This is a genomic window from Arthrobacter sp. TMN-50 (assembly GCF_054511125.1).
On the sequence record NZ_JBTNDG010000025.1, the window covers coordinates 1 to 18268 of the forward strand.

Consider the following 18268-nt stretch of genomic DNA (forward strand, 5'->3'; position numbering starts at 1 on the left):
GAGTGTGGTCAGGAGAGTGTTCAATTCGGGGTTCACATACTGGGTTTAACACTCTCCACCTGACTTTAAAAGCCTCCACACCGTCACCGGCAATAGGAATTACTCATCTAGGGGGGAAGGTCAATACTGGACGATGAAACACCATCAGAGGTGTTTGCCCGTTGGACAGATTGCCTAATCCTGCCGCTGTCCCGAGGCCGTCCGCAGCAGATCATCAGGCAGGAGCGGGGGAACCAACAGCGGGCTTCGCGAGAAGCCCTAGGGGCTAAGCCGCTGAATGAATGTTTTCGACGATATTCAGCGTCCGGATGATCCCATCCGAGTCCGACAGCTAACTTCGCCGGCATTGGGAGAGGCCAATTTTTGTCTAAGAACCATCATCCGGCGCGCCACCGCGCCAATCCTGTCCGCCGCCACCCGGCCCGGGTCGTTTCACACGCCGTGACCTCCCATGCCGGGAGCATCGGCCGGTCCACGGCCGTTGTTACCGCCGCTTCAGCACTACTGCTCAGTGGCGGCCTGCCGGCCAACGCCGTCGACACAGCCGATGCACCTCACCAAGCAGGAGAACCAACCGTGCATACGGTCGTCTCCGGTGACACCCTAGGAGCCATCTCCGGCCGGTACGGTGTCGAGCTAGGCACCGTGTTATCCCTCAACGAGATGAACCAGACCACCATCATCTACCCGGGCGATATCGTCAGCGTGAGCGGCGATGCAGACACCCCGACGCTGGCCACGCACACGGTCGTTTCCGGTGACACCTTGGGAATCATCTCCGGCCAGTACGGTGTCGAGCTAGGCACCGTGTTCTCCCTCAACGAGATGAATCAGAGCACCATCATCTATCCAGGGGATGTCATCAACCTGACCGGTGATGTGGCCGTCGGCGGTCCTGCTCCCGCAGCACCCGCCGTGCAGGCTTTGAGTGTTCAGGCGTTACCGGCACCCCCACCAGCCCCGGCACCCCCACCAGCCCCGGCACCCGCAGCACCACCCGTGCCAGCTCCAGCACCTGCACCTGCACCTGCGGTGATGCTCGCGGCCGTGACCACAGCGCCGGTGCAGGTGAGCCGGCTGAACCCGCCATTAGCAAACGCGTCGGTAAACTCGCCGTTTGGTTACCGTGGAGGAGAACTCCATACGGGCCTTGATTTCGCGGCCGGGTGCGGCACCCCCGTCCTGAGTTCGGCAGCCGGAACGGTCATCGAAGCCGGGTTCAGCGCCTACGGAGGCGGCAACCGGATTGTCATCGATCACGGAAACGGTCTTCAAACCACGTACAACCACCTTGAAACCATCGGTGTGCAGCTGAACCAATCTGTGGGAAGCGGAGCACCGATCGGGGTGGCCGGTTCCACCGGTAACTCCACCGGCTGCCACCTGAATTTTGAAGTCGTCGTCAATGGCCAGACAGTAGACCCTGCCGCCTGGCTGTAACAAGTATGTGGTGCAGGGCTTTCCGGAACATACCCTCGCAGTGCCCAGGATGCCCTGCACCATAGCTATACCCGCCGGTTCAGCTTTATCGTCTAACGCCGTTTCCGGATTCCAGGGTCGCTGCCGGGAGCGGGACCGCAGGCCTGATAAAGGTGGAAGGGCTTTTTGTGACAGGACGTCAGGGGCCGCGACGCAACGCGGCGGCGGTGTGGATCGCTGGCAGTTTCGCGACGGCTGTTCTGCTGGCAGTCGCCGGCGTGGCCCTTTCCGGTGCAGCCCAGGAGCGTGTCCTCGGGGACCCGGGAGCCGTTGCCCGGTGGGGTCTTCCAGCCGTTCTGGCCGTACATCACCTGGCTCTGGCCGCAGTGGTAGGTGCACTGGTTTTCGCCGCCACGATCGTGCCCCGCAGGATTCACAGTAACAAGCACCATCAGCCGGGGACCACCAGGCGCTCTGGAGATGCGGATCATCCGGCGTTCCTGCGTGCGATCACGGTGGCATCCGTTGCCGCGGTGGTGTGGGTGCCAGCGGCAGCGGTGGTCCTTCTCCTGACCTATGCCGATATTGCCGGCTCACCCCTGAGCGCTGCCCCCTCCTTCACAGCCCAGCTGGGGGTGTTCGTGACCGACATCGCCACGGGCCGGGCCCGACTGGTGATCCTCATCATCGCGGTCTTGATCAGCATGCTGGTCCTCGTGGTTCGGTCATCCTTGGGCTTACTGGTGCTCGCCGGGCTTTGTCTGGCAAGCATCATCCCTGCCACCTCCGCCATCGGTCACGCCGCGGGCAGCACCGACCACATTGGGGCCAGCAACACCCTGGGTTTACACATCGGCGCCGGAACGGTCTGGGCCGGGGGCATCATCGTGCTGGCCGCCATCATCCCCGCCCTGGCCTTCCCCGATCCCGGTTCCATCAGCGGGAAATCCTCTCCCGCGGACACAGCGACCATCATGGCCCGTTTTTCGGTCCTGGCCGGGCTGGCCTTCGCACTCGTGGTAGCCACCGGAGCCATCAGTTCCCTTTACCGGATTGAGAGTATTGGGAATCTACTCTCACCGTATGGCCTGCTGCTCGTGTCGAAGACCGCCGCGACACTGCTGCTGGGTTTGCTGGGACTCTTTCACCGCCGCCGGATCATCCCCCAGCTGGCAGGAGCCACGGGTCAACCCCGTCTGCTGTGGCAGATTCTTATAGTCGAGCTGTTCCTCATGGGAGGTGCCGCCGGGCTCGCCGTCGCCTTAGCCCGCAGCCCCTCCCCCGTTCCTTTGGAACCGGACCCGACGTCAACCCCGGCGCAGTTGCTCACCGGCTACCTGCTGCCTCCCGCACCTGATGGATTCGCATGGTTATCCCAGTGGCGGCCCGACTGGCTGTGGATCACGGCTGCCGTGTTCGCGGCACTGGCCTACGCGTGGGCCTACCTCGCCTCCCGGCGCAAAGGCGCCGGGTGGCCGCGCAAGCCTCTGCTGAGCTGGATCAGCGCCCTGATCCTGCTGACTTTCATCACCTCCGGGCCTCCGGCCGTGTACGCACCGGTCCTGCTCACCGCCCATACCGCGAGCATGGTGACGCTGGTTTTTGCGGTTCCGGTACTGCTCTTGGCAGGCACACCGTTACGCCTTATCCTCAGCGTCCTGCCGGCACGCACCGACGGTAGCTCTGGTGCGCAGAAAATTGTCCTATCCATCGCACGCGCCGCAACGAAACCCGGGCCAGTCCTTTATGGGCTGGCGTTGGGATCAGTAATCATCCTGTTCTACCTCACACCGGCTTTCGCCCTCAGCCTGTCCGAACACGTGGCCCACGAAACGGTGCTGATCCTTTTCCTCACCCTCGGCCTGCTGTTCATCAACGCCGTTTACATCCGGGAATCCCCGGGATTTCGTGGACCGCAAGTGGTAAGCGTTAGCGTCGCGCTGAGTGGCATTGCAGCAGTCGGCCTAGGGTTCCTGAGGCCGGCGGGCATCGAACAGGACTGGTTCACAGGGCTAGGACGGGTATGGGGTCCTTCCACCGCCGCGGACCAGCAACAGGCCGGCATCATTCTGCTCTCCGCCTGCGCCCTCACGGCCGTGGCATTCGTCGTGTCCCGGTCCGTCAAACCCGGATCCGGTCGACGCAACACCCTTCCGACGACATCCCGGAGGCACTGATCATGTCTGTCAGCACAACTGAAAGGCCCGCCATGAACAGGAAACACCACCAGCAAAGAACCAGACCCGGCACAACGCCGACAGGCAGGTACGTCTCACCGCAGTCCAATCCAGGCAGCGCTTCACTGAACGCCGCCGTAATACCTTGGTGGAATAAGCGCAGCAATCACGGCAATCATCATCGCGGTGACAATCGACATTGTGGGCAGGTGCGCCAGAATAACGACCTGGCGGCTCGAGATATCGAAAGGGTCCAAACGATTGAACCTGAGCACACCACCGCCGCTTCCCTTTCATCAATCGGAGACCCGTGCCCGACTCCGTGCAGCTTTTCTGAAAGGATCGGAACATGGCCCCCAGCACCTCGTTAACGTCGCTTCTTAAACAGCGCCCCTACCGTGCGCTGTGGACGGCCCGGACCATTTCCCAGTGGGGGGATGCGTTCAACACGGTCGCCCTGGTTCTGTTGGTCTACTCACTGACCGGTTCCGGCCTCGGAGTCTCTGGGGTGGTCATCGCCGAAATCATCCCGGTCCTGATTTTGGCTCCCCTAGCGGGGGCTCTGGTGGACCGGCTGCCACGCGTGAAAGTCATGATCGCCGCTGACCTGGTCAGGGCTGGGCTGGCCTTTGCCCTGCCCTTCGTGGACGGCAACGTCTTCAACGTCTACCTCATCGCTGTCGGCCTCTCGGCCGCGGCCGTGTTCTTCAACCCGGCAGCGCAATCAGTCCTACCCTCCATCGTCGAGGAACGGGACCTGGTGGCTGCGAACAGCGGGATTTGGACCGCCGCCGTCATCTCCCAGGTCGTGCTCGCACCGCTGGCCGGGGTGGTGGTCGCAGTCTTCGGCTATGACTGGGCGTTCTGGATCAACGCCGCAAGCTACCTCGCCTCCGCCGCAGCCCTGTTACGCCTGAAAGTGCCGGCCCATCCCGAACGCACCCAACGGACCTCCTGGTACCGGGATGCCCGTGAAGGCCTCTCCGAACTTGCCGGACACCGACTGCTGCGCGCACTGGCGGCCACCCAGTTTCTTGCCGCCCTTTCAGCCGGAGCAACCGGGGCGCTACTTGTCGTCCTGGCACAGGACCACCTCCGCCTCGACGAGGCCAGCTTCGGGCTGCTCATCGGAGCCATCGGCGTAGGCGCCGCAATCGGGCCCCTCATCCTCAGCAAAATCACCGACAACCCCCGCCGGGCCGGGTTTGTGCTTGGGCCGTTTGTCCTGCGCGGACTGGTCGATGTTGTCCTCGCTACGATTACCGGCTTATTCTCGGCCATGGCCGCCCTGGTCGTCTACGGGTTGGGGACCTCCACCGGAGCCGTCACCTTCAACTCACTGCTCCAAGCAGAAATACCGGAAAAACTCCGTGGACGTATCTTTGCGACCTTCGACATGCTCTGGCAATCCGGACGGCTCATCTCACTCCTACTCGGCGGCATCGCCGCCGATCTCTTCGGCATCAGAGCCGTCTTCTACCTCGGCGGCGCCCTCCTGCTCGCAGCCGCCTGGACCGGCTGGCGCGGACTCAAAAACGCACCCGCGGCCAATTAACAGAGTGTTTCACTTCCTTGAGAGTGGACGCGCCACTCGGTCTTGCGCATCGATCATCACCGCTGAAGACCTCAAGTGCCACAACTGATCCCAGAACCTCGGCTCGCTCGCTGAGTATGACTCGAACTTTTGGTATGGCTGAAGCGGCATTTCGGACGCCCCCAATGAGGCTGACTGTGCCGAGGTTGACCTGCTCCCCGTTCGTCGGCATTCTGGCGAGTGGATTGGGTCTGTAACGTTTTCGGTGTTTTCAGCATTTTAGTTAGTAGGTTTCGGCTGCCGGCCAACGGCCGGCGAAAGTGATGGCAAAGGCATTCAGCGCGGGTTTCCACCGTACGGTCCAGCGTGTCCTGCCGGCACCGGTGGGGTCAAGGGAACGGGTGACGAGATAGAGGCATTTGAGCGCGGCAGCCTCGGTCGGAAAATGTCCACGAGCCCGTACGGCCCGCCGGTATCGTGCATTCAGCGACTCGATTGCGTTCGTGCTGCAGATGACGGTGCGGATCTCAACGTCGTAGTCGAGAAAGGGCGTGAATTCCTCCCACGCGTTTCCCCACAGTCTGATGATGGCCGCGTATTTCCGGCCCCACGTATCCGTCAGCTCGTCCAACGCGGCTCGGGCTGCTGCGGCATTCGGTGCAGTGTAAATCGGGCGGACATCTTTTTTGAGGGCATCCCAGTCCTTCTTCGACGCCAGCCGGAATGTGTTCCTGATCAAGTGGATGATGCATGTTTGAACCGTCGTGAGGGGCCAAACGTTGGACACTACCTCCGGCAAACCTTTCAGGCCGTCGCAGACGAGGAAGAACGTATCGCTCACACCCCGGTTCTTCATGTCTGTGAGGACGCTCATCCAAAACTTGGCCCCTTCACCGCCGGTCCCAGCCCAGAGGCCGAGGACGTCTTTCTCGCCCTCCAGCGAGACCCCGATCGCCGCATAGATGGGCCTGTTGGCCACCTGGCCGTCTCGAATCTTGACCACGATCGCATCAATGAAGATCGCCGCGTAAACGCTATCGAGAGGTCGGGAGGACCAGCTGGCCATTTCCTCGGAGACCTTGTCGGTAATCCTCGAAATGGTTTCCTTAGACACCTGCGCCCCGTAGATGTGGGCGAAATGGGCACTGATCTCCCCGGTTGTCAGGCCGTGGGCATAAAGGGATAGGACCATCTCGTCGACACCGGTCAACCGGCGCTGGTGTTTTTTCACAAAGACCGGATCAAACGTCCCGTCCCGATCCCTAGGAACCTCGATCTGAACATGCCCGGTCGCTTCGGTCAGGACTGTTTTCGGTCTTGATCCGTTTCGTACGTTCGAGGTATCCCGATCCTGGGCAGCCCGGTTTTTCTCATGCCCGAGATGATCGGTCATTTCCTCATTCAGCGCAGTCTCAAGAACCGTCTTCGTGAACTGCTTTAGCAACCCGTCGGGGCCGGTCAGGGAAAGTCCCTGCTCGGCCGCCAACCGCACCAACTCTTTCGCGGCTACCTCTTCGGCAGAGGGCTCCGCCTTGTTTTTCTTCACAGCATCCAGTGTCGTCATCACGGCACCTTCCCCGCCAGGCTCATGCCCGACGTGTCAGGCCAAAAACACCAAATTCCGGACAGTCCCAGTGGATTTCCTGGCTGAGCATGATCGAAGGCTGAGCATGATCCAAGGCTGAGCATGATGGACGCAAAGAGAGGTTGTTGTGGGACGAGTTTGTTGGTTTACAGAGTGTTCGTATTTGTTGTGCCTTTATCCGGGGTTGTTCCTTGTTCTTCCTGCCGGGCGTCGAGCTCTTTCGACGTGGTGGCTGGGGGCCTGCGGCGAAGGGCCAGGAATGCTAAGGCACCGGTGATGAAGAGGATCCCGGATACCCAGGTGTTGACGCGCAGGCCGAGAATGGTGTTCGCGTAGTCGGAGCGCATGAGTTCGAAGAAAAACCTGCCAGCAGTGTAGAAGGCCACGTAAAGCGAGAAGACCGCTCCCGCCCCGGGTTTGAACCGTCGATCTATCAGGAGGAGCACTCCTGCCGCGGCCAAGGACCACAGGGACTCATACAGGAACGTTGGTTCGAAGTAGCCAAGAACAATCGGGTTCCCTGCGCTGTCGAGGGCTGCCCGTCCTGCCGAAGGATCCATCTCATGAATCTGCACGGCCCATGGCAGGGTTGATGGGGCACCGTAGAGTTCGTTGTTGAACCAGTTTCCCCATCTGCCGATCCCTTGGGCGATCAGCAGGCCTGGGGCTACCGCGTCAGCGAATGCGCTGAAACGTACCCCGTTCCGGCGGCATCCGATATAGGCGCCCAGGGCGCCCAGAGCGATGGCACCCCAAATTCCGAGGCCGCCATCCCAAATCCGCAACGCAGCCCAGGGGTCCCGTCCCGGCGCGAAGTACAGCTGGTAGTCGGTGATGACGTGGTAGAGCCTGCCTCCGATGATTCCGAAGGGGACCGCCCACAGCACCACATCTAAAACCTGTCCTGGCTGCCCGCCCCGGCTGGTGAGACGCCGGTCGGTCAGCCAGCAGGCAGCGATGATCCCTGCAAGAATGCATAGCGCATAGAAGTGGAGGGTAACCGGTCCCAATTGGATGGCGCTGATGGTCGGGGAGGGAAGATAAGAGGAGGGTTCCGCGAGAGAATTCATGACCTATTTCGGTAGATGGGGGTGAGGTGCTCACAGCGGTACGCCGGTCGGCGGGAGAGGCTGACGAACCACCGGTCGGGGTGTCCGGGTGACGGGATTTTGTCATTCTAGGACTCAGGGTTGTTCTAGTGGAATGCCTGCTTCTTCGGCTTGGCCGAACATGGCATCGATGTGGATGACGTCCTTACCGGCGCGTTGCAGCAGGCTGGCACCGACCCCGGAACGGTAGCCGGACCCGCAGTGGATCCAGAGCTTTCCTGGGGGGACTTCATCCATGCGGGTGAGTAGTTCGTGCACGGGGATGTTCACAGCCCCCGGAATGTGGGAGGCGGTGTACTCATCGGCGCCCCGGACATCCAAAATGGTGTTATTGTCTGGTCGATGAGTGAGCATTTCATCCCATCCGACGCGCGGGTAGGAGACAACGGCGGTGTCGGCGGCGAGCTCATGCGGGTCTATTCCCAGGACGGCGTCGGGGGAATCAATACCAATGCGAGACAGGTCGCGGATCGCGTTTTCGACGTCGTCGTGCTCTCCGACGAGGGTGAGCTTTTTGTCCCAAGGCAGGACCCAGCCCAGGAAGGTGGTGAAGCTCGACCCGTCGCCGTATTCGAAGCTCACTGATCCCTGCAGGTGGTTACTGGCGTAGGCTATCCGGTTGCGAAGATCAACCACCCACTCGCCGTCTTCAAGCCGGCGGGAGAGCTCCGCGGGTTCCAGGGAATCCGGGACGGACAGGTCAGCCGGACCTGGACCTGCCGTGTTTGCGGGTCCCATGTGGGCGTAGTACGAGGGGTACGCGGTGAGATTCGCTATCAGTTCGCGCACGAAGTGCTCAACGTCCGGATCGGTGAGCGCGTGATTGGTGGTGAGCTGCTCACCGACCGTGGATTCTCCAGCACCGCTGGAGGGGCCGGAGGAACAGAATGATCCGAAGCCGTGGGTGGGATACAGGGCCGCGTCGTGGGCTGCTTCCTCGACCAGGCGGCGGACGGAGGCGTACTGGTCGTGGGTGAGTGCCACTGTGTCATCTGCGTTGATCAGGTCGGTTCGTCCCACCGACCCGTAGAGGAGGCTGCCGCCCGAGAAGACGGCCTGTTCACCATTGTCGGAGGTGGCAATGTAAGACAGATGGGTATGGGTGTGGCCGGGGGTTGCCACCGCTTTCAGCAGAAAACGTCCGATCTGGACGGTCTCTCCGTCGCTGATCGGGGTGCGCTCATAGGTCACCGGGTCGGCGGCGTTTACCAGATACGCCGCGCCGAGTTGGTTAGCAAAAGCCACTCCTCCGGTGAGGTAGTCGTTATGGATGTGGGTTTCGGCGATGTGCGTGATCCGCACCCCTGCTTCGGTCGCGGCCTTTTCCACCCGGTCAGTGTCGCGTTGAGGGTCGATGACCAGTGCTACCTCGCCGTCGTGGATCAGGTAGCTGCGGTCCCCGAGTTGCGGGGTTTCAATGATGAGGACGTCCATGGTTTTCTCCCTAGATGTATATCGGTCATGTTCGAGAAATCAGATTCTTCGGCCGTTTTAGGTGGCTCGCAGGCTGGTACGCTGCCAGGCGATCATGGCGCCCATCGTGGTGGACGCAGCGGACCTTGCCTCGTTGAGCGGGTTCCAGATCGGGGATACAAAAGGGTCGGGTAACGTGCGGCCAATGAGAAGTGCCAGTAAGCGGGAGATCAAAGCCTGGAACAATTTCTCGCGCTACATATCCCAACTCTCAAGTATGGTTCTTAGCGGGATGTGGCAGGAACGATTCCCGGCTCCGCTCCCCTGGCGATCGGTACGCGCACGGCGTTGCCCCATTCGGTCCAGGAGCCATCGTAATTGCGGACGTTTTTGAATCCTAGTAAATAGGACAGAACAAACCACGTGTGGCTGGACCGTTCGCCAATTCGGCAATAGGTGACCACCTCGTCACCGCTTTCCAGTCCTACTTCTTCGCGGTAGATCGCGTCGAGCTCCGCCCGTGTCCGAAATGTGCCATCCTCCCCTGCGGCTCGAGCCCACGGCACCGATGCTGCCGAGGGAATGTGGCCCCCACGCAGCGCACCCTCTTCGGGGTAGGCGGGCATGTGGGTCCGGGCGCCAGTGTATTCATCCATCGAGCGGACATCGATTAGCGGTCTTCCAAAGTGCTGGTGCACGTCGGTCATGTAGGCGCGGATGGGGGTGTCGTTGCGGTCGACGACGGGGTAGTAAGTAGGGGTGGTTCCGGGGATGTCAGTTGTCAGTTCTCGGCCATCGGCAATCCACTTATCTCGACCACCGTCGAGAAGGCGGACGTCTTCGTGACCGAAGAGGGTGAAAACCCACAACGCGTAGGCGGCCCACCAGTTACTTTTATCCCCGTAAATCACTACGGTCGTGTTCCTGGATATACCTTTCACCGACATGAGATTGGCGAAGTTTTCGCCATCGACGTAGTCGCGAGTGACTTCGTCATTGAGATCGGTATGCCAGTCAATTTTGACTGCACCAGGAATATGTCCCGTGTCGTAAAGAAGAACATCCTCATCCGACTCAACGACGATGAGATTTTCGCTGCCTAGGTGCCCTGCAAGCCAGTGAGTGGAAACAAGCCGTTCCGGATTGGCATAGTCGGCGAACTTGTCCTGGGGATCTGTCTCAAGCGTCATCAAAAAACCTCTCTGCAGCAAATGTATAGGAACTACTATGCTACATAGTAATACGCACCAAAGCTACCCCCTTCCCCCGTTAGGTCGGCGCTTTACTATCAAGGTTCAGATTGCTGTCGTTGCACCGCAAAAGTAGAGCTGAAGGTGTTTCAGTTGCGCCCGGACAAGCTGATCGACCCGGCCCCAGCCTCCTAATGAAGGCCTCAGCGGTCGGGCCTCCCCTGGATAGGCGCAGCCGTTCCATTCCCACTTAACCTTTGATCTGACGATGGGTAGGGGACAATCAAGCCGGGGTGCCACCTCGCGGTAAGTCAAGCAGTAATAATAGGCAGGCGTGACCGCCTCGCGTTGGAGACAGGAAAGACTCAGCAAGCACCAGGCGACGTCTTGCCCTTACCATCGGGTCGGCGACAGTTTCCGCAACGAAATCGTACTCGACGCCCTAATTGACGGTGCACCATCGGAGCACGCAATTCGTGCCAGCCTATTCGCTGCGTACTTTATCGACGGCTCGGTAGTGTCCAGGGCGAGTTCCACATCCAGGATGATCCGCCGCGTAAACACGTAAACTCCGTGCGACGTTAGTTGATAGAAAGCGATGAACGCCTCCCGGGCGCCTTGGTCTATTCCAAGGAGGAGCTCAGACAAGAGTTCCTCCTCCGCTTGTTCTTCGACGGGACTGGTTCGCGCGTATTTACTCGTGACGGGGTCCCCCATAAATAGCTCGCCGCGCGGTTCAGACGGTAACGAAGTGAACCGCAGGAACGGTAACCGAGTCCGTCCTTCCATCGAAACACCCCACTCGTCGGCTGAAGGTTTATCGAACAGCCAAACGCCGTCGATCCCAACTGTTTTTGGCGTCATCGGTTTGGTGGCGGACATGTTCAATCAACCGGCAGGTGCCACTGATATCCCCTGGCGGAATCCGGTCTGCTTCCGATGTGATTTCCGTCAGTTGCTCACGCAGCAGTTCAAGTTCTTCTATACGTCGATCGATCCCTTCCAGCTGCGCATCAAGAACACCGAGGACATACGCGCACGGTGTCTCTCCCCGCTCGCTAAAGGACAGAATTTCTTTCACCTCATCCAAGGTGACGCCCAACCGCCGGGCGGTCCGAATGAACGATAACCGGTCGTAAAACGACTCATCATAATTTCGATACCCAGAGCCCATCCGGGCGGGCGCCGCGAGAACACCGATGGATTCGTAGTACCGAATCGTTTTCGGATTTACGCCCGCTACCTGAGCAACTTCACCAATTCTCATCATTCCTCCTTAACACATATTACAGCTGGGCGGGAGGTGTCGTAAGAACCCTGGCTGCCACCCCCCTGACCCGACAACCGGTAGAATCTCCGTCCTCCCGGGCAGGGACATCACCCGTCCGCACACGAAAAGATCGGCTGTCCACACGAAGGGAGCTCCCTCCCGTCCCTTAACACCCGGGACAGATAGAAAGAAACCCTGGGAGGCCGTCAAGCACGCACCGGCCCAAACGACGCCGCTACCGCTGCGGGGAGCCTGCGTAATATGCTTCGCGTGACTCACTGGCGAGCTGGTCTACCAGCCGCATGGCGTCCTCGGCGCAACCCCAAGACAGAGTCACCCCGGCCCCGCCATGGCCATAGTTGTGCACAATGCGGGTGCCCGGATCGACCTCCAGCCGGATGCTGTGAGTTCGGAAGGGGCGCAACCCAGCGCGCACTGGTTCGAACTCGTCGATCTCAGCATCAGCGAGCAACGGGAAGAACTCAATGCAGCGACGGAGCATCTCCCGAACCGGCTCATAGTTATCCAAGCCGATGTCGAGGCCCCATTCGTCTGGCTCCACCAGCCCCCCCAGCAACAGCCGGTCCTCTCCCTTAGGGACAATGAAGATCATGTCCTGCTCATCGGTGCCCGCGTCGTTGGCCACAGCATGAACGCTGGTGATCCGCGGCATCTTCGTCCCATCGTTGCGGACGCGGATCAAGGCTCCGCGGTGCGGCGACAGGGCGCTGTCACCAGCCAGCTCGATCGAGCCCAATCCAGAGCAGTTCACAACCACCTCAACACCGAACTCTTCCCGGAGCCCCTGCTCCTGCTCACGCAGGTCGCCCGAAACCCGGTAGGGGACCAGCTGACAGCCAGCATTCAGGGCTTCCCCTTGTAGCCAGGACATGTACTTTTCGGTATCCACCACCGGGGCGAGGTATGAGTAAGCGTCCTGAACACCGACCCCCGGGCTCACTCCCCCAGCATCGGCCAACGCCGGATCGTGAACAAAACCTGGAACATTGCGAGCAATATCATGCATCTTCGCTAACTCAGCCGGTCGGGAAGCGATCGGGTACCGAAAGTAGAAAACGGCTGGCCGAATGAACACGCCAGTTTCCTGCGGCCGTTTAGCCAGCTCTCGGAATTGCTCGTATGAAGCCATAGCCCATGCCTTGGATTTCTCCAGCAGGATCTCGTCATGGTGGCGTCCACATACCGATGGCGGCCACTCCCACACCGCCCCCGCAGCGGTCGAGGTAACTTCCGGAGCGAAACTCTCGGCGACCACCGTCACGTTCCAGCCTTCCTTCCGCAAGGACAACGCCGTCGTTAGCCCGATCACTCCAGCCCCGATCACTAGGGCTCGTCGTCCGTGATTCTCCACCATCTCTTGCCACCTCACTGTCGTCGCTTCTATCTGAACCGCAACCGTAAACCTTCCATTCACTGGAAGGTCAATACGATCGCAATAGGTTCGCGTCAGCTCACGTTGTTTTGCTCGCGAAGCGTCGGGAATGAACACTTCTGCCTTGGCGGCCTAGGTGACTGGCCGAGTGCGACGTTGGGAACCGGCACCCCTCGCAGCTTTGTGTGAAGGCCGCGAACTTTTCCCGGAACAAGGGGCTTAGGGATTTCAAGTTCCAAAGTGAACTCGAAATACCAATCAGATATACGAGCGCCGCCGGGCTCGAGAACGAACTAATCGAAGCCGCACACGGAAAGACGCTCACCAAGCCCATCGCCCGCTACGGACGCGTTGATCTGCCAATTTTGCAGGTATTGGAAGCCGCTCTGGCTCTGGTATCGCCAGGACCGTCAAAACAGGCACGGTCTGGCCCTAATCCTCCTACCTAATGCCATCGTCGGCGTCTAAGACTACGAACTGCAGAGTGGCCCTAAATAGCGTGCTCCCAGTCACTAGTGCAGGGATCGTTGATCGGGCCAGCAGCGGCTATCGAATTCACAGGTCTTAGGTGACCAGCTTTGCGTAGACGACGTAGTTATCGTCGAATTCACCGGTATCTGGGTTATAGCCGTCGCAGGTGATCAGGCGTAGTTCGGATCCCTCCGTGTTGCCGTAGACCGTCAGGGTCGGAAACTCGTCTTTGACGTACTGCTCGCCGCGTTCGAAAACGAAGGTCGCCGTGGTGCCGTCTTCACGAAGCACATCAATGGTGTCCCCGGCCTTGAGTTTGCGCAAGTCGGCGAAGACGCCTGGTCCGCCGCCGGTTGCATTGACGTGGCCTAGGAGGACAGCTGGTCCGCGTTCGCCGGGGGTGGGGGACTCGTTATACCAGCTCGCCGGGGCGCCGGGGCCATCTGGAGGAACCTCCAGTGAGCCGTTTTCACGCAGCCCAAGGCTAAGCAGCTCTGATCCGGCGCCGATGGAGGGCACACTGAATGAAACCGGGGCCGACTCGGGCAACACCGGCAACTGGGTAGGAGCAAGGGCCGCCGCCGCGGGCATCTCAGGCGCGGGCGGCACAGGTGTCGGCGTGGGTGTCGGCGTGGGTGTCGGCGTGGGAGCTGGAACCGCGGGCGAGGAAGAAACCGTCGGCGCCGACGCCGTTCCTTGGCTTTGGGGTGGGGCGTCTGTTGCGCAACCGGTAAGGATGAGGGCAGCAACTGCTGCTGAGGCTAGGTAGCCACTGCGACGTCCGCTGGGTGAGCTGAGCATGATGAGCTTTGTCCAATCAATTCGTGGGACTTAGAGGGTTGTTCCTTGACATTGCTACTGCAGGCCCCCAACCAACGTGCTTGACTATTCTTCGAAACAGCCGTCGAAACGGATGGGTTCCTCGTGAACCGACTGACCAGCAAGCAACCGGGGCATGTTTATGTTCATGGTGGCCGCCTGCGACTGTTAGCCGTGAACGGCGGCTAATCGCAGCATGGTCAGACAATATGGGAACCCGGACACAAAAAGTGGCAGGTGCCCTCCGTCCAGGACATCTGCCACTTTTGTTCAGTTTACGGAGTCTCTCCGCAAGGCCTAGGTGTTAGCCGTTGACTCGGACGAAATATGATCCGGCGAGGTCGGATAGCGGATGCTCAATGGTGAGGTTAGCCCCGTTCATGCCGCTGCTGATGACGTTGCCGTTCCCGACGTAGATACCGATGTGGCCGGGGCGGACGACCAGATCGCCGGGCGCGGGGCTTGAGACTCGGGTTCCGTACTGATCGAATTGCAGGGGTCCGAGGTCTCCGACGTTCAGGCCGATGGAACGCAATGCCCGCTCGACGAGGATGGTGCAGTCCTGGATGGAACCGAGCTGCCCGTATGCCGAGGCGACAAGGGCTGCGCCGACTCCGCTTGCCGGAACTGACGGGGTTTCCTGTGTAATTGGGGTGATAGACCCCGAGGCCAACGTCATCATGGCTGGCACGGCGGGGGCTGGTGCCACTGGGACTGCTGCCGGGGCGATTGCCTGGGCTGCAGGTGCCGCTGGAACAGTAGCGGGGCTGACGGCCGCGCTTGCACTGCTGGTGAGCTGGATCTGCTGCCCCGGGTAGATCACTGAGGCATAGGACAGGCCGTTCTGTGCCAGAAGGTTTTCAAGGCTCAGTCCGTGCAGCGCGGCGATCGCGCCTAAAGTGTCACCGGCGACGACAGTGTGAACCCCTGCAGCCGTTGCCGAGACGGTTGTTGCCTGTGCGGTCGTGGCATTCTCGGCGTAGGTTCCCGCGTGAGCGGTGGCTCCAACGGAGAAAACGAGGCTGCCGGTCGCGGCTGCGATGATGGCTGGCTTGCCCAGTGCGACGGCGTTGGTCTTCGCGGTCTGAGCGAGGCCCTCAAGGGCGATGGAGTGGGTAGTGGCGGCGCGGTGGCGTGCCGAAAGGAATGAACGTGACATGGTAATTTGCCTCTCCCATGCCTGCGGGGTGAGCTGTCGGGTTCGGATGGGAGTCACCCGGCCGTCCGCTACCTAAGTGCAGCGCCTGCCATCGCGAACGATGCAGGTTCTACGCTGGATAGTCGAATCGACTTAACCCCGAGGGTCACCGCGTGCGGCGGCCCGGTGGAAACGTGGTTCCCCCGTCCCTGCCATCTGGATTGTGCGAACGGCTCCCGGTGCAGCGGCAGGGCTCGGCATTCTGCACGGGAATATGATCTTGGCGGGGGTGCCGGGATCACTCGGACGAGAATACCCCACCCTGGTATCTATGTCACGTAACGGTTACGGTTACGGTATTCAACACCCACTCATGTGGCTACTAGGTTTGGTGTGCCTACGATCGATGAGCGGAACCCATAACGGCACTCAAGCGTTCTGGGCGAGTTGAAGCGTCGTTCATACTTATGGTTGCTGCGCGGAACGCGTAGCTGGGGACGCACCACCGATCTGATCTGGGCACGGCCGGAGCATATCTGTTGGTAGTGAAAGGAAAGCACGTGAGCGCCGAACCTGGATCTCGAAGCAGTACAACAGACTCCCTGAAGGCAGCTGACACGGAGTTCTCCCCGGCGGAGCCAACAAAGACTGATCATCCGGCGACCAATCAAGCAGTACATGGCTACTCCTCGGACAAGGCCGCCTGCTTGCGGCGTCTGAAGCGCATCGAAGGACAAGTCCGCGGGATAGCACGCATGATTGACGAAGATCAATACTGCATCAACATCCTTACCCAGGTCGCTGCGGCAAACAGTGCAATGCATGCCGTAAGCCTGGGATTGCTGGAAAACCACCTGCAACACTGCGTCGTCGAAGCAGCGCAAGAAGCTAGAACCACCGGATCCGCCGAAGCCATCGACGCGAAGGTCAAGGAAGCAACCCAGGCCATCAGCAGACTGCTACGCTAACCGTCATTCTTGGTCTCGCCTCCCTATGCAGGTATCCCAGAAGATTTGGCGGGGAGTGTGGTCGCCCACGACAGGGATACCGCTGTCGTCTGTGTACGACAAACGACCGCCGCAGAGGTTTGGGGCTTCTGCGGCGGTCGTTTTGGGTGAGCTATTCGGTGGAAGGTTCGGATCCGGTTAGTTCAGGTAGTGATGTGTGTTTAGCTGTTTATGCGTTGGTGTTGCTGCGGCGGACCATGTAGGTTCCACCGGCTGCTGCGGCCAGAACGAGTCCGCCACCGAGTGCGAGCATGGCAGTGTTGGACCCGGTTTCCTGGGCCACACCGGTGTCAGCGCCACCGGCAGGCATGTCACCCATCTGGGAGGCTACAAGAGTTCCACACAGCGCCGGTGAGGTTGCCCCGAGAGGAAGTGAAGGATCCAGGTCACTTGGGGAGTTGAAGACTTCCTCGGAGACACCAGCAGTTGCCGGGTCCAGGCCGTGGACAACGACGACGGCGGTGCCGGCTTCGAGGGAGGCCTTGGTTTCGGCGTTGAGGTCAATCTCGCGTTCGACGGTGTAGCTTCCGCCCTGGCCGCCGAGCTCGAGGTTGAGGCCCTCCTCAGGGCCGGTGGCGCCGCTGGTGGTTAGTGTGGTCAGGATACCACCGTAGGAGGGAGCACCGTCGGTGGTGTTCAGGATGCCATCGCCGTTTGCGTCATCGGCTGGGGTCGGGCATTCACCCAGTGCTCCACCGTGGATGTGCTGGACGTGAGGGTATGGCCCGTCCATGAAGGTCTCTGCAAGACCGGAAACCTGCAAGTCCACCAATGCCTTGTCACCGGTGACATCAACGGTGATGGTGCCGGTGCCGGTGGTGCCGTTGAGCTGGCCCAGGGTCGAGGAGTAGGAATGGCTCTCTTCGCCATGCGCTATCGCTGGGGAGGATGCCATGGCTAAAGCGCCGAGGGCGAGGGTGGGGACTGCAAGAAAACGCATGGCCTTGTTCATGAAAGTTATTCCTTCACTGTGCGGTGAGCGCGCATCCCGGGTAGGACACGCCCTAATAAGTGATTCGGAGCACACTCCTGGGTGGATTGCCCCCACACAGCTACCCTGAAGCTCCAGCACCCGCAAAACGTTGTGGTGCTTGTTCTCACTGTAAACAAAGAACCGCCCCCTGGATAGCGTATTTGTGTGACGGATGATCCTGGTGAGGCGCGTGGGTATCTTCGGCCTATCGCCGAAAACTATCTAGCCCGATGGTTGCGGTGCGCGGACGTCCAAAACATCTAAAATGTCGCCGCTTTTCTTGAGCACGCACAACAGGTAAAGAACAACCCATATTGCCAGGTAAAGCTCAGACGGCAGGCGTAGTGTTTTAGCTATCTTCATGTGCGAGTGACTGATAGCCGGGCTCTTTTCTACCCGGTCGAAAGGGTCGGAGAACACAAAGAGCGGTCTCCACCGTGCTCTCCGACGCTTTCTTCATGCCACCACCGGGTTCATGCGACCCCTCAGTAAGCGAAGCTCTGGCGGTGGCGACGAGGGCTGTGTGCTGAGAAGAACATTCGCTTGCCCTTCCCTACCCTTCGCAGTCGTCACTCAGGCCCATCCTTTGCGCTGTACGTGACGAATGGTGGAGGTTTTACGGCAACGGCGTGTCGAATTGACTGACCCGCTGACGGCTGCCCCGTTACATTTATTGGAGTCCTCGAAGGTCGGGGGCTTGGTCGCTGGGCTTGGTATGACTTTCTGCCCCTGTCATTGATGATCCGGGGGGTGCTGTCGCCAGGTTCGGA

General features: G+C 60.4%; 14 protein-coding genes and 2 riboswitches. Of the genes, 4 read left to right on the top strand and 10 right to left on the bottom strand.

Going from position 1 to position 18268, the window contains the following annotated elements; genetic code table 11:
* Positions 1-165 precede the first annotated feature (165 nt).
* A riboswitch (cyclic di-AMP (ydaO/yuaA leader) is annotated at positions 166-360 on the top strand.
* 3 nt (positions 361-363) lie between these two features.
* From ACX80A_RS14895 to ACX80A_RS14905, 3 genes are all read left to right on the top strand, one after another.
* Positions 364-1440: a peptidoglycan DD-metalloendopeptidase family protein gene (locus ACX80A_RS14895; protein WP_459260548.1), complete on the top strand. Its 1077-nt coding sequence runs from the start codon at positions 364-366 to the stop codon at positions 1438-1440.
* 167 nt (positions 1441-1607) lie between these two features.
* Positions 1608-3596, top strand: coding sequence for a cytochrome c oxidase assembly protein (locus tag ACX80A_RS14900; protein ID WP_459260549.1), 1989 nt, complete (start codon positions 1608-1610; stop codon positions 3594-3596).
* A gap of 349 nt (positions 3597-3945) precedes the next feature.
* Positions 3946-5151: an MFS transporter gene (locus ACX80A_RS14905; protein WP_459260550.1), complete on the top strand. Its 1206-nt coding sequence runs from the start codon at positions 3946-3948 to the stop codon at positions 5149-5151.
* Between the two features lie 262 nt (positions 5152-5413).
* Here ACX80A_RS14905 and ACX80A_RS14910 read toward each other — a convergent pair whose 3' ends face one another.
* The 9 genes from ACX80A_RS14910 to ACX80A_RS14950 form a co-directional block, all read right to left on the bottom strand.
* Positions 5414-6697: an IS256 family transposase gene (locus tag ACX80A_RS14910; RefSeq protein ID WP_459260551.1), complete on the bottom strand. Its 1284-nt coding sequence runs from the start codon at positions 6695-6697 to the stop codon at positions 5414-5416.
* Between the two features lie 164 nt (positions 6698-6861).
* Positions 6862-7785 carry a prolipoprotein diacylglyceryl transferase gene (gene lgt, locus ACX80A_RS14915; protein ID WP_459260552.1) on the bottom strand — a complete coding sequence of 308 codons (924 nt, stop codon included), beginning with the start codon at positions 7783-7785 and terminating at the stop codon, positions 6862-6864.
* A 114-nt stretch (positions 7786-7899) separates the two neighbouring features.
* A complete protein-coding gene (locus tag ACX80A_RS14920) occupies positions 7900-9258 on the bottom strand; it encodes an MBL fold metallo-hydrolase (protein ID WP_459260553.1) in 1359 nt (452 codons plus the stop codon).
* Positions 9259-9521: 263 nt separating this feature from the next.
* The gene (locus ACX80A_RS14925; protein WP_459260554.1) at positions 9522-10427 is read right to left on the bottom strand and encodes a sulfurtransferase; all 906 of its coding nucleotides are present in this window, start codon (positions 10425-10427) and stop codon (positions 9522-9524) included.
* Positions 10428-11244: 817 nt separating this feature from the next.
* Positions 11245-11694 (bottom strand): MerR family transcriptional regulator, encoded by a 450-nt coding sequence (locus tag ACX80A_RS14930; protein ID WP_459260555.1) that lies wholly within the window; start codon positions 11692-11694, stop codon positions 11245-11247.
* A 238-nt stretch (positions 11695-11932) separates the two neighbouring features.
* A complete protein-coding gene (locus ACX80A_RS14935; protein WP_459260556.1) occupies positions 11933-13072 on the bottom strand; it encodes an FAD-dependent oxidoreductase in 1140 nt (379 codons plus the stop codon).
* Between the two features lie 582 nt (positions 13073-13654).
* A complete protein-coding gene (locus ACX80A_RS14940) occupies positions 13655-14170 on the bottom strand; it encodes a class F sortase (RefSeq protein WP_459260557.1) in 516 nt (171 codons plus the stop codon).
* On the bottom strand, positions 14154-14288 hold the full coding sequence (locus ACX80A_RS14945) for a hypothetical protein (protein ID WP_459260558.1): 135 nt from the start codon (positions 14286-14288) through the stop codon (positions 14154-14156). Before ACX80A_RS14945 ends, ACX80A_RS14940 begins: the two co-directional genes overlap by 17 nt.
* Before the next feature lie 396 nt (positions 14289-14684).
* Entirely contained in the window at positions 14685-15539 is an 855-nt protein-coding gene (locus ACX80A_RS14950) for a C40 family peptidase (RefSeq protein ID WP_459260559.1), read from the bottom strand.
* A gap of 3 nt (positions 15540-15542) precedes the next feature.
* Positions 15543-15756, bottom strand: a riboswitch (cyclic di-AMP (ydaO/yuaA leader).
* A 322-nt stretch (positions 15757-16078) separates the two neighbouring features.
* On the opposite strand from ACX80A_RS14950, the gene ACX80A_RS14955 reads away from it, so the two are divergent.
* Positions 16079-16486, top strand: a complete 408-nt coding sequence (locus ACX80A_RS14955; RefSeq protein WP_459260560.1) for a metal-sensitive transcriptional regulator — start codon at positions 16079-16081, stop codon at positions 16484-16486.
* 208 nt (positions 16487-16694) lie between these two features.
* On the opposite strand, the gene ACX80A_RS14960 is transcribed toward ACX80A_RS14955, so the two are convergent.
* A complete protein-coding gene (locus ACX80A_RS14960; RefSeq protein WP_459260561.1) occupies positions 16695-17477 on the bottom strand; it encodes a hypothetical protein in 783 nt (260 codons plus the stop codon).
* Between the last annotated feature and the right edge of the window lie 791 nt (positions 17478-18268).

What these genes read in the sequence shown, in the direction of transcription:
- ACX80A_RS14905 (WP_459260550.1), top strand. Translation starts at nt 3,946, where the DNA reads ATGGCCCCCAGCACCTCGTTAACGTCGCTTCTTAAACAGCGCCCCTAC.
- lgt (WP_459260552.1), bottom strand. Translation starts at nt 7,785, where the DNA reads ATGAATTCTCTCGCGGAACCCTCCTCTTATCTTCCCTCCCCGACCATC.
- ACX80A_RS14920 (WP_459260553.1), bottom strand. Translation starts at nt 9,258, where the DNA reads ATGGACGTCCTCATCATTGAAACCCCGCAACTCGGGGACCGCAGCTAC.
- ACX80A_RS14925 (WP_459260554.1), bottom strand. Translation starts at nt 10,427, where the DNA reads ATGACGCTTGAGACAGATCCCCAGGACAAGTTCGCCGACTATGCCAAT.
- ACX80A_RS14930 (WP_459260555.1), bottom strand. Translation starts at nt 11,694, where the DNA reads ATGAGAATTGGTGAAGTTGCTCAGGTAGCGGGCGTAAATCCGAAAACG.
- ACX80A_RS14935 (WP_459260556.1), bottom strand. Translation starts at nt 13,072, where the DNA reads ATGGTGGAGAATCACGGACGACGAGCCCTAGTGATCGGGGCTGGAGTG.
- ACX80A_RS14950 (WP_459260559.1), bottom strand. Translation starts at nt 15,539, where the DNA reads ATGTCACGTTCATTCCTTTCGGCACGCCACCGCGCCGCCACTACCCAC.
- ACX80A_RS14960 (WP_459260561.1), bottom strand. Translation starts at nt 17,477, where the DNA reads ATGAACAAGGCCATGCGTTTTCTTGCAGTCCCCACCCTCGCCCTCGGC.